9 protein-coding genes are annotated in these 12545 nt (G+C 34.7%); 8 read left to right on the top strand and 1 reads right to left on the bottom strand.

Features of this window, described 5'->3' with window-relative positions; all coding sequences use genetic code 11:
* Window positions 1-2248: TonB-dependent receptor (locus J7K39_09495; GenBank protein ID MCD6180123.1), on the bottom strand; the 2248-nt coding region annotated here is incomplete at its 3' end.
* A gap of 110 nt (window positions 2249-2358) precedes the next feature.
* On the opposite strand from J7K39_09495, the gene J7K39_09490 reads away from it, so the two are divergent.
* The 8 genes from J7K39_09490 to J7K39_09455 form a co-directional block, all read left to right on the top strand.
* Complete coding sequence (locus J7K39_09490) at window positions 2359-3549, top strand: hypothetical protein (protein MCD6180122.1); 1191 nt, start codon at window positions 2359-2361, stop codon at window positions 3547-3549.
* 248 nt (window positions 3550-3797) lie between these two features.
* Window positions 3798-4901: a hypothetical protein gene (locus J7K39_09485; GenBank protein ID MCD6180121.1), complete on the top strand. Its 1104-nt coding sequence runs from the start codon at window positions 3798-3800 to the stop codon at window positions 4899-4901.
* Between the two features lie 9 nt (window positions 4902-4910).
* Window positions 4911-5408: a gliding motility lipoprotein GldH gene (locus tag J7K39_09480; protein MCD6180120.1), complete on the top strand. Its 498-nt coding sequence runs from the start codon at window positions 4911-4913 to the stop codon at window positions 5406-5408.
* Between the two features lie 12 nt (window positions 5409-5420).
* Window positions 5421-7715: a transglycosylase domain-containing protein gene (locus J7K39_09475; GenBank protein ID MCD6180119.1), complete on the top strand. Its 2295-nt coding sequence runs from the start codon at window positions 5421-5423 to the stop codon at window positions 7713-7715.
* 36 nt (window positions 7716-7751) lie between these two features.
* The gene (locus tag J7K39_09470; GenBank protein MCD6180118.1) at window positions 7752-8432 is read left to right on the top strand and encodes a DUF4956 domain-containing protein; all 681 of its coding nucleotides are present in this window, start codon (window positions 7752-7754) and stop codon (window positions 8430-8432) included.
* A gap of 9 nt (window positions 8433-8441) precedes the next feature.
* Window positions 8442-9143 carry a VTC domain-containing protein gene (locus J7K39_09465; protein ID MCD6180117.1) on the top strand — a complete coding sequence of 234 codons (702 nt, stop codon included), beginning with the start codon at window positions 8442-8444 and terminating at the stop codon, window positions 9141-9143.
* Between the two features lie 12 nt (window positions 9144-9155).
* Window positions 9156-12152 carry a CotH kinase family protein gene (locus tag J7K39_09460; protein MCD6180116.1) on the top strand — a complete coding sequence of 999 codons (2997 nt, stop codon included), beginning with the start codon at window positions 9156-9158 and terminating at the stop codon, window positions 12150-12152.
* 190 nt (window positions 12153-12342) lie between these two features.
* Window positions 12343-12545: hypothetical protein (locus J7K39_09455; protein ID MCD6180115.1), on the top strand; the 203-nt coding region annotated here is incomplete at its 3' end.

Genomic DNA, 12545 nt, shown 5'->3' with positions numbered 1-12545 from the left:
CAAAACGAGCATCCATACTTCCTTGCGGAATTACACGTGCAGCATCGTATCTTCCGGACAGTTGAGCCGATAAATTGGGGTTGATACGGAAGTTATTACTGGCTTTAAAATTCCAGGTAAAACCTTCATTCGATAGCTCAGCACTTTCTCCACTGCTGTAACTTAGCTGATAAAAGTTAAATCCGGCATTCATACTCCACCATTTGTAAAACTGACCGGAAAAGGTGAGTTCTCCACCATAAGATTCTCTCGATCCAATATTTTGATAAGTTACCGTTGAAACGCCGTAGTCATCTATTAAGTTTACATTTTCAATAACGTCCGTAATATAACGGTAGTAAACAGTTGCATTTAACATTGATTTGCCAATATATCTAGTATAGCCCGCTTCAAGAGCACTTACATATTCAGGATTCAAATCAGGATTTCCTCTTCGGATATTGTAGGGGTCGCTGGAGTTGCCAAAGGGATTCAATTGGCGGCTACGAGGACGGTTTACTCTGCGACTATAATTAAGATTAATCTCGTTGTCTTTGTTAATCTTTTGTAATAAGAAAACGCTTGGATAAAGACTGAAATATTCTCGTGGATATTTCTCACCGGTAGTGACTAGCTCAGAATTAATATCGGCCAATTCTCCGCGTAAGCCTGTTTGATAGCTGAATTTTCCAATTTCGCCACCAAACTGTGCGTATGCTGCATATACATTCTCGGTATAAATAAATTCGTTAGTCAATGCTATATCTGGTATAATAATATCGTTACTTAATTGACCGGCAACATAATCGTTTCCCATTGTACGTAAGGTAGTTTTGGCTCCCAATTCCAGTTTGCTATTTTCAAAAGGTTGCGCATAATCCAGGCGAAATGTCTTTATGTTGCTTTCTGATAGTGTATTCTCTGATAAGTCGTTAGGGATAAATCCGTCAGGGTAGTAAAGGTCATCTATAGAGGTAGTTGCACGGTTTTGGTTCATTTCATTATCATAATTGGAATAGGCAATTTCAGCTTCTAAGAAATGATCTTTAGAACTGAATATTTTTCTGTAATTGCTGTTTAAATCATAACTGAATCCTAAATAATCACTGTTGATATCATTTCTGAAATAGTCCGTTGTCGTTTTTGGATTAAAAGATTCATTAAAACCATAATAGTTTTCATAAATATTGAATTGAGTTCTTTCCATATTTCTGCTGCTGACTCTTCCACCAAAACTCCAAGAGTTTGTTGGATTTAAGAAAAAATCGGCATTTATTGAAGCGCTGTGCATAATGCCTGTACGGTCGCTTTCGTTTATGTCTCCATAGTGTTTAATTGTATCTCCTACAAAAATCGTTTTATTGCTAAAGCCATCTATAGGGCGTTCAAACTGCCTGAAATTATAATTGGCACTGATATTCATTTTGGTATTACGATAATTTAAACTTGCGCCTGCATTATAGGAGCCGTTTGTTCCAATTCCGGCACTCACTTGTCCGTTAAATCCGGTAAGCTTATTCTTTTTAAGAACTACATTTAAAATACCGCTAACACCCTCAGGATCGTATTTGGCAGATGGGTTGGTAATGATTTCAATAGATTCGATACTTTCTGATGGAATACTTTCGAGTAAAGCTCCAGTAGATTCGGCAGATAATCCGCTTGGGCGACCATCAATTAAAATAGTTACATTTTGACTGCCTCTTAAACTTATGTTTCCGTCGGTATCCACATCAATAGAAGGAACATTCTCCAAAACATCAACGGCTGATCCGCCTGCTGAAACAAGGTCTTTGTCAACGCTTACTACTTTCCTATCTATTTTATTTACAATAACAGCACGTTCGGCAGTAATGTTTACTTCATTCAGAACCGTCATTTTAGATTTAATCTTAATGTCTTTAAATAGATGTTCAAAGTTATCACGTTCAATTTTAACTTCTTCAATAATAAAAGGTTCGTAACCAATAAATTCCACTTTCATTAGATATTTTCCCATCGGAATATTCTCAATGATAAAGTTTCCATGTCGATCGGTAATACCGCCTACTACAATTTTTTTAAATCGTTTATGAAAAAGGGCTATGGTAGCATATTCTACAATTTCGCTATTGTCAGCATCAATTACATTTCCTTTTACAATGCCAATTTTTGGAAGATTATTAGGATCCATAGAACGTCCATTTCTTCCGCCCGGCTTGGTTTGAGACAGGCTAATCTGGATTATACTTAGCATTAATCCAGCAAGAATGATTAATTTTTTTGTCATGTTTTGTGTGTTTTTGGTTTTAGACGCTTAAAATACGTTTAGGTTTAAAGAGGGCAAAGATAAATTTTTCTTTTGCGAAAAAATTCTAATTTTGTGTTAATTAAAATCCTATGCAGTTTAAAGATATTATTGGTCAGGAATCGCTAAAAGAGCGATTGATAAACACGGTTAAAGAGAATAGAATTAGTCATGCACAAATGTTTCTGGGTAAAGGAAGCGTTGGGAAATTTGCTTTGGCTTTTGCTTATGCTCAGTATATTAATTGTACCAATAAACAAGATAATGATTCTTGCGGAGAATGCAGCTCTTGCAAGAAATATGCAGCTATGAGTCATCCCGACTTATTTTTCAGCTATCCGGTAAATACAAATTATACGTCTACTTCTAAACTTACAGAAACTAGAGTAAAGAAAGATCCCGTTAGTCTTGACTTTTTGAATGATTGGAAGAATTATATTGATGAGGTAAATGGATATCCTGATTTGTTTCAGTGGTATCAGCGTATTGGTATTGAAAATAAGCAAGGGTTTATAAGCAAAGAAGAAGCGCGAAAAATAGTACATCAACTACAGTATAAGACTGTAGAAGCTAAGTATAAAGTGCTAATTGTTTGGATGGTTGAAAAAATGAATGAAGTGGCTTCCAATGCTCTTTTAAAACTTATTGAAGAACCTCCTTCTAATACACTTATATTTTTAATTGCTAACGAAAAGGAAAAATTATTATCCACTATAAAGTCGCGTGTTCAAACAGTAGTAGTCCCACCAATAGAAAAGGAAAAATTACAAACATATTTGTTAGAGAAAAACCCTAAGCTTACTGAAAATGACCTTCGCAACATTGCGAGCTTAGCCGATGGCGATATTTTTAAAGCTAGCGAAATTATTTCTAACTCTGCCGAGATGCGTGAAAATTACAATTTGTTTGTGGAATGGATGAGATTGTGCTATAAAAAAGGAAGTCTCGAAGGAATTAAAACTTGGGTAGAGAAAGTTAGTAAATTTGGTCGGGAGAAGCAGAAAAGTTTTTTAGCATACTCCTTACGTATGGTAAGAGAAAGTTTACTTTTAAATTATGGTAACGATAAGTTGGTTAAAATTATGCTTCACGAAGAATATTTCCTTATCAAATTTGCTCCATTTATTCATTTGCAAAATGCTCCTCTTATTCAAAAAAGGATAGATCAGGCTATTTATGAAATTGAACGAAATGCGCACAGCGCATTACTTTTTGCAAATCTTTCATTGCAAATGAGTCGGCTTTTAAAGATGGATATTAAGCAGGAGAAAACTCAAAAATAGTAAGGCTATTTTTATATTAAAATTAACTACTGTTTGATTTATTCAGTGCTGATTTTTAGTGCCTTGTATTCTTTGTGTATTAGTTTGTTTTCCTTATAGTTATATTTAGATACATTTCTACAATTTTCCTTTTCTTAAAACTCAAATTATTGATTACTTTTGTATGTTAATTAGCTATTCTTACTATTTGGTAAGCAAAGTTGGAGATAGATTTTAAAAGTGAGGATAGCGATTTATTATATATAAATATGAGAGATAGTCAAACGAATGACGGGAGTCTGTTTTATAGAGGCTGTTGTGCATCACAAACAATACTGGAAGAAGGAAAAAGAAAGGAATCGTTTTCTTGTTCAAAACTAGATGCTCAAAATTGGTTACTTCCTATGGATTTATCCGGATTAAATGAAAATTTTAATTGTGCCGAAGTAAGATTTAAAAACAGCCATAAAGATTTTTATACTGTTCCTTCAGACATAAATATTCAAAGTGGAGATATTGTTGCTGTCGAAGCTTCTCCGGGTCATGATATCGGTATCGTTAGTCTCACAGGAGAAACCGCGAGACTTCAGATGGTAAAAAAGAATGTAGATCCTGAATCGGATACAATTAAAAAAATATATCGTCTTGCAAGAGTAAATGATATTGAAAAATGGATAAGAGCAGCCGAACGTGAGGATAAAACAATAATTAAAACCCGACAACTTGTTGGCGATTTGGGATTGAAAATGAAAGTCAATGATGTTGAGTTTCAGGGCGATGAAACCAAAGCCATTTTCTATTATACAGCCGATGACAGAGTCGATTTTCGTCAACTGATTAGGGTGTTAGCCGAAACATTCCGCGTTCGTATAGAAATGCGTCAAATTGGCGTTCGGCAGGAAGCTGCAAGAGTTGGAGGTATAGGCTCTTGCGGTAGAGAATTATGCTGTTCAACTTGGCTTACAAATTTCACTTCCGTTACTACTAATGTTGCTCGTACTCAGCAACTTTCGTTAAATCCGCAAAAATTAGCCGGACAATGTGGTAAGTTAAAGTGTTGCCTCAATTTTGAATATGATTCTTATTCTGACGCACAATCCGATTTTCCTGATACAAGCCTTCCTTTGAAAACAAAAAAAGGTGATGCTGTTTTTCAAAAAATGGATGTCTTTAAAGGTATTTTTTGGTACTCTTATTTAAATGAACCCGGATCATTTATGGCGATATCTGTTAAAAAAGTTAAATATATCCTTGGGCGTAATAAGATTGGGAAAAAGCCGGATGATATAGAAAGTTATATGATAAAATCACCGGAAAAGAAGAAGCTAAACGGTATTGAAGAAGGTGACTTAACACGTTTTGATCGAAGATAAATTTTGAATATGCAAAGAAAAAAATATAACTTCTCGAAAAGAATGATAGGCTTTGCATTAGCTTTTACATTCTTGGGATTTGCATTTATGTCTTGCGATAATAATCGATATTACGAACATAACGAGATGATTGCAAATAATATTTGGTTTTATGATGATGCTAAAATATTTGAAGTAGAAATAGAAGATAGTCTCCAATCGTTTAATTTTTATATTAATGTTCGTAATACAATTGATTATGAGTTTGCTAACTTGTATTTTTTTATCAAATCAGAATTTCCCGATGGCGAATCTGCACAAGATACAATAGAATGTCAGTTAGCTGATTATCAGGGTAAATGGTTAGGCGATGGTAGGGGTAAGTTTCGTGATAACAGTTTTATACTTCGTGAAAATATACGTTTTCAGAAAAAAGGAAAATATCGCTTTTGCGTGAAACATGGTATGCGAGCTGATAGCTTAAAAGGCATAGCCGATGTGGGAATCAGATTGGAAAGGGTAGAATAACAAAAATTTAATATGGGTGTAAAGAAAGACACAACAGCCAAAAAAGGCAGTAAGAAAAAAACTAAGAAAAAAACAGGCTTTTTAAAGTGGATTTTAATTCTTTGGGCTAGCTTTTTTATTGGAGTTGGATTGCTTGTTGGTTTATTTGTATTAATCTCAAATGGTTATCTGGGAAAAATGCCCAGCTTTGAAGAGTTGGAAAACCCTCAGTCTTCCCAAGCTTCTCTTATATTTGCTGATGATGGTCGTTTGTTGGGATCTTATTTTATCGAAAATCGTTCCGACATTGATTTTCGCGATATATCTCCAAATCTGGTAAATGCTCTAATTGCTACGGAAGATATTAGATTCTACAATCATTCAGGCATTGATTTTAAAGCTTTAGCACGTGTTTTCTATGGTGTTCTAACAGGGAATAATGCAGGTGGAGGATCGACTATTACACAGCAGTTAGCTAAACAATTATTTACCGAGAAACCCGGCTCCAGCCTTGCCCGTGTAAAACAAAAACTTAACGAATGGGTTATTTCTGTTAAGCTCGAACGCAGTTACTCGAAAGAGGAAATTATAGCAATGTATCTGAATAAATACGATTTTATCAATAATGCCGATGGAATACAAACGGCTTCACGTGTTTATTTTGGTACTACCCCCGACTCTTTAAAATTAACTGAAGCGGCTACTTTGGTCGGGATGTTGCAAAATTCATCGCTGTATAATCCTTTTCGTCGACCTAAATTAGTAACCGAACGCCGTAATGTAGTTTTAGGACAAATGTATCACTATAACTATATCGATAAATTAACTTATGATTCCGCCATTGTTAAACCTTTAGGCTTGAATATTAACAGGCAAAGCCATAATGACGGAATGGCAAAATATTTTCGCGAATACTTACGTAGATGGTTAACAGATTGGGCTGCCTCAAATCTTAAACCTGATGGAACTCCATATAACCTTTATCGCGATGGCTTGCGCATTTTTACCACTATAAATTATGATATGCAAGTTTATGCCGAGAAAGCCGTTCGTGAACATTTGGGTAAAGATTTGCAACCCGCTTTTTATCGTCATTGGAAAGGGTATACGAATGCTCCTTTTGCTTTCGATAAAGAAGATGCCGAAGAACAAATTCAAAAAATATTGAATACAGCTAAGCGGCGATCAGAACGCTATCGCTTGATGAAAAAAGCGGGAATAAGCATGGATTCTATAGATATTGCTTTTAATACTCCAACAGAAATGACTCTTTTTTCGTGGGATGGAGATATTGATACGGTTTTAAGTCCGATGGACAGTATTCATTATTATAAATATCTGTTTCAAGCAGGCTTAATGTCTGTCCAGCCTCAAACAGGGCATGTTAAAGCATATGTTGGTGGTATCGATTATCGTTATTTTAAATATGATCATGTAACTCAAGCAAAACGTCAGGTAGGTTCTACTTTTAAACCTTTTGTTTATACTTTGGCAATGCAAGAGGGTAATATGTCGCCTTGTAGCAAAATGGCAAATGTGCAGCCAATTATCCGTTTGCCCGATGGTACTTTTTGGAAACCTCATAATTCCAATAAAAAGTTTGAAGGTAGAGAAGTTACTCTAAAATGGGCTTTAGCAAATTCCATTAACTGGATATCGGCTCAGCTGATTGATAAGTATAATCCGGCTGCGGTAGTTAAAATGGCTCGAAATATGGGTATTACAAGTTATATTCCGGCAGTACATGCTATTGCTTTGGGTACACCCGATATTTCTCTTTACGAAATGGTTGGCGCAATGGCTACTTTTGCTAATAAAGGTGTTCATCTAAAACCTATTTTTATCAGTCGTATAGAAGATAAGAATGGAAATGTATTAGAGCGTTTTACTCCCGAATCTAACGAAGCTATGAGCGAAGAAACGGCTTATCTTATGCTTTCGCTTATGAAAGGTGTGGTAGAGAGCGGAACGGGAATTCGTTTGAAATACACCTATGGATTTAGAAATCCGATTGCAGGCAAAACGGGAACTACTCAAAATCAGTCAGATGGATGGTTTATGGGAATTACACCTAATTTAGCTACGGGAGTGTGGGTTGGAGCTGAAGATCGCTCAGTACATTTTAGAACTATTACGCAAGGACAAGGAGCTAATATGGCTTTGCCTATTTGGGCTTTGTTTATGAAAGATGTTTATGCTAACAAAAAAATTGGATTGTATCAAGGCGATTTTGACAAACCTATTAAACCTCTTTCTGTAGAAATTGATTGCGATAAATATGATGCACAAAAAAGAAAAAAGTTTTACGAGAGCGATGATGATTTTTAACTATCAGTCTCTTTTATTTTGATATAATTACGCTTTATGGAAGATAAATGGAATCTGTTTCAAAAATTTTTAATTACCGAAAATGCTAATATTTCAATCAGCGATTTCTTATTGAATTCGTTAGTGGTTGTTATTTTATCATTATTACTATCTTATACTTATCGTAAATGTGGTAGAAGTCTTTCTAATCGTAAAGGATTTGCAGCAAATTTTATTCTTTTGGCTTTTACTACTATGCTGATAATCACTATAGTAAAGTCGTCTTTGGCTTTGTCCTTAGGTTTAGTCGGAGCTCTTTCTATTGTTAGGTTTAGAGCTGCTATAAAAGAGCCTGAAGAATTAGCTTATCTCTTTATTGCTATTGCTCTCGGCTTGGGACTTGGTGCTAATCAGACATTAATAGTCTTAGTGGCCTTTGCAATATTGATGCTAATTTTATGGGGAGGATTTTTCTTTTCCTCTAAACATAAAACGCAGAATTTATATATTAGTTTATCTTCAGATAATATCGATAATTTTAAAATAGAAGATCTTAATAATTTGATTGCAAAACATTTTGGCGATTTTCGCCTAAAAAGATATGATTCTCAAAATAACTTTTTAGAGCTTGCTTATCTGGTAGAATTAAAAAATACTAAATCAATTCAATATTTTCAAGACGATTTAAAACTATCTTCTTGGAACTTTCATTTGGGTATATTAGATCAAGAAATTTAGTTGATCATTATGTCCACGCTAGTCGAAAATATTCAATATCGTTATGAGCGGAAATTTGTATTTGAAAACAAACATCCGGCTTATGTTGAGATGATTGTTAAGAATCACCCATCTAATTTTCACGAAATTTTTCAGCAAAGGCAAGTTAATAATATTTATTTCGATAAACAGGGATTAAGATATTATCACGATAATTTCGATGGAAATACCAATCGGAAGAAAGTAAGAATTCGTTGGTATGGAAATCCTGTAGGTCAGATTAGTAAGCCTATCTTAGAATTCAAAATTAAGAAGGGAGAACTTGGGATTAAAAAGTCGTATATCTTACCCGATTTTGTTATTGAAAAAGGATTTAATGCCCGGCAGATAAAAAAGCTGTTTGAGCAAACCGATTTACCAGATAATGTTCGCGAAGAAATTATGGGCTTGGAAGCTCAGTTATTAAATTCTTACAGCAGAAGATATTTTCGTTCTTTCGATTATAATTTTCGTTTTACTGTAGATCATAAAATGGAATATTTTAAATTGTCGCAGTATCACAATCTATTCTTACATAAAATACCTGATTATCAAAATGTTATTTTAGAGCTAAAGTATGATATGGAATTTGCTTCTGAAGTTGCCGTTATTAGCTCTAAATTACCTGTTCGTTTGAGTAAATTCTCTAAGTATATTTCGGGGATGGAGAAATTGTATCCTCAATTGGTTTAAGGACGTTGGTTTATGAAAACTTTATCATATATCGTTTTTTTGTTCTTTCTGATTATTTTGGGAGCTTGCACAAATTCGTCCGTAGTGGAGAATGAAAAAGTATCCTGGTTTGCATATACCGATGCAGAGACTTTAGATTCTAACGGTAAATATATTGTTGGAAGTGGAACAGATGGAGATATCTCGTTTAAATTAAGTGGAATACATAGTCAAGAGCATGCGAGGAGTGGGAAGTATTCCGTTAAAATTGGAAAAAAGAAACCTTATGGTTTAACTTACGAAATGCGTCATCTTACCGAAGGTAACCGGTTTAAAGCTAGTGTATGGCGATACGATCTTAGTGGAAAAGCGGGGCTTGTTGTTGCGGGAGATAAAACACATATTTTATATCAAGCAGAAACTAAAGCTATTGAAAAAGATAAAGAGGGTTGGGAGCTTTTAGAAATAGAGTTTTATGTAAAACCTAATCTGGATTATATAAAAATCTATGCTTGGAGCATTGGCTCCGACAGTGCTTGGTTTGATGATATTCGTATTGAAAGACTGCCTCCAAAAAAATACCCTGTTTATACAAATAGTCCTAAAATGTATCTTTATTTTGATACTAAGGATTGGGCTGTTTTTGAACGCTCTCGCCAACGTGCTTTTGAAAATGGCATTTTAGAGCAAAGCGATGACGATTGGGCAAATGGTATCATCTCTGATGAAAAACAGGTTTTGCCTATAAAAGCTCGTCTTAAAGGCGATTGGTTGGATCATTTAGAAGGTGTTAAATGGTCGTATAGGGTGAAAATGCGGAAATCAAAGAGTCTGAACGGATTAAGGGTTTTTTCGCTTCAAAACCCTTTAACACGTTCTAACTTAATGGAATATGTTGCTCATTCTTTGTTTAACGATAATGATATTTTAACTACTCGTTATGGTTTTACACCTTTATATGTGAATGGCGAAAGTCGAGGTGTTTATGCTGTTGAAGAGCATTTTGCCAAGCAAATGATAGAGTATAATCAGCGGCGTGAAGGACCGATTTTACGTTTTAACGAAGAGGCATTTTGGGGTGTTCAAAAACATTTTAAAGTTGAAAAGAAATGGTATCTATTACCTTATTTTCAGACGGCTATTGCAGAAGCTTTTCAGACTAATAAAACTTTGGCATCTCCCGTTTTAAGTACGGAATTTTCTATTGCACAGCGACTTCTTTATCAATATAAAACACATCAAAAGCCTCTAAATCAGATTTTTGACGTGGAAAAGTTGGCTAAATATTGGGCATTGGTAGATTTAACAAAAGCTCGGCATGGAATGGCTTGGCACAATCAAAGGTTTTATTATAATCCGGTTTTATGCTTGTTGGAACCTATTGCTTTTGATGCTTATACCGGTGGTATGGAAAAGTTTACCGAAGAAAAAGCTATCTATGGTAACCTTTGGTTTCCTAAAAATGCTGAGGTTTTAGAAATAGATAATTTACTATTCAGGATTTTTCAGGATACTGAATTTCAAGAACTGTATGTAAAAAACCTTAAGAAAATAAGTAAAGAAGAATATCTGAATGATTTTTTTAAACGAGAAGAACAGTCTATTTCTAAATATGAAGATTTATTGCAGGAGGAGTTCCCGAACTATAAGTACGAGTCTGCCTTCATTTTCGATAATGCAAAAAGAATTCGACAGGAACTGCCGGCATATCAGAAGCGACTGAAGAATGGTGTGATAAATTCTTATCCGCTTAAAGAAAAAATACTTGATTATGACACGCTTTACCGAATAGATCTTGCTCCTTTATTTGTTAATGCTTTCTATTATAAATCCAAAGACGATATGTATAGAATTCGTGTTGAGAATTATAATAATAGGGCAATTGAGCTAATTGGTTTGGCCAATGAACAAAAGCAGATAAGCTTGTCTTGGCGTAAAAAAAATTATCGGATAGATGCTTTTAACAATAAGGAACAAAGCTTGGTTCTGAATCTTGGAGATGATGATTTGCTAAATGAGTTGGTATTTAAGGTAGATGGAGAAAAAGAGTTGTTGTATACTCAGTTGCATCCTTGGGAAAAGAAAATAGGAGAGAGTCCGCGTCAAGAATTACTTCGCGAAAACGATTATTTACAGTCAGGAATCTTTGTAGAAAGAGAAGATACTGTTTGGATTAAATCGGGGAAATATCAGTTGAAAAATTTGGTAATTATTCCAAAAGGTAAGTTTTTGTTTATTGAGAAGGGTGTCGACTTGGATATTGTAAATTCGGGTGGAATTCTATCTTTTGCTCCAATTGTATTGGCCGGTACAGAAAATTTACCTATCCATATTTTTTCTAGTGATTCAACAGCTAAGGGATTGAGCATTTTTCAAACCTCTTCTCGAAACCGAATTGAACATACTACTTTCAGTTACTTAGGCAATTTTGAATATAAAGGATGGGAGCTAAGTGGTGCTGTAAATTTTTATGAGGCAGATGTGGATATGGATCACGTTAGGTTTGAGCATAACTTTTGTGAAGATGCATTAAATATTATCCGTTCGGACTTTAGTTTAGAAAGCTCCACTTTTTACGCTACTGCCGGCGATGCTTTTGATGGCGATTTTGTTAAAGGCGTAGTTACAAATACTTCCTTCTCGGAAATAGGAAATGATGCTTTCGATTTTTCAGGATCACAAGTACAGATCAACTCTTGTGAGGTGAAAAGTGCAGGTGATAAAGGAGTTAGTGCAGGGGAAAATTCATCTGTAAAACTCAGCAATTTTAGTGTTTCAAATGCGAATATTGCAATGGCTTCAAAAGATTTTTCCACTATTGAAGGAAAGGAAATAAGACTTACAAATTGTGTTTATGGTTTGCTGGCTTTTCAGAAAAAACCGGAATATGGTTCTGCCAATATTAAAGTTAATAAACTCACTTTTGATAATGTGTTTAAAAAATATTTAATAGAAGAACAGTCGGTTCTACAATTGAATAAGAGAATAATTCCCGGGAGTCAGAAGAAGCTTGCAACTAGATTTTATTAGGAGTGACTCTCACTAATTACTCTGAAATGGAGTGTAGCAGAGGAGAAATCTGTTTCAAATAAATGAGACTTATTGCTAACACACGAAGTGACCCCCGCTCGGCCTAATCTTTAGATTAGGTCGTAGAAAGCTTTTCAATTGAAAATATTCACTACATTTACAACGCTTTAGGTACAAAACAAAAGAAGATTTGACAGCGGGTGTAGATATAACAACAGATTTAGAATTTAGCTTTTGGAAAGGCAATAGCAAAATCTATGGCGAATATGTTACAACAAGCAAAACGGTAACTTATGAGTATACGCCAAGCATAACCGCTACCTATAGAATAAACTTCCGCTTACGCGATTATGGCTATGCCGGCGCAGACCAAACCTTTTATTTGGATAATGT

It is taken from the genome of Bacteroidales bacterium, from assembly GCA_021157585.1.
Classification (GTDB): domain Bacteria; phylum Bacteroidota; class Bacteroidia; order Bacteroidales; family UBA12170; genus UBA12170.
This window is presented reverse-complemented; position numbering and strand designations above follow the sequence as displayed.

Coding starts and splice junctions, on each gene's coding strand:
- J7K39_09490 (MCD6180122.1), top strand. CDS start 2,359: ATGCAGTTTAAAGATATTATTGGTCAGGAATCGCTAAAAGAGCGATTG.
- J7K39_09485 (MCD6180121.1), top strand. CDS start 3,798: ATGAGAGATAGTCAAACGAATGACGGGAGTCTGTTTTATAGAGGCTGT.
- J7K39_09480 (MCD6180120.1), top strand. CDS start 4,911: ATGCAAAGAAAAAAATATAACTTCTCGAAAAGAATGATAGGCTTTGCA.
- J7K39_09475 (MCD6180119.1), top strand. CDS start 5,421: ATGGGTGTAAAGAAAGACACAACAGCCAAAAAAGGCAGTAAGAAAAAA.
- J7K39_09470 (MCD6180118.1), top strand. CDS start 7,752: ATGGAAGATAAATGGAATCTGTTTCAAAAATTTTTAATTACCGAAAAT.
- J7K39_09465 (MCD6180117.1), top strand. CDS start 8,442: ATGTCCACGCTAGTCGAAAATATTCAATATCGTTATGAGCGGAAATTT.
- J7K39_09460 (MCD6180116.1), top strand. CDS start 9,156: ATGAAAACTTTATCATATATCGTTTTTTTGTTCTTTCTGATTATTTTG.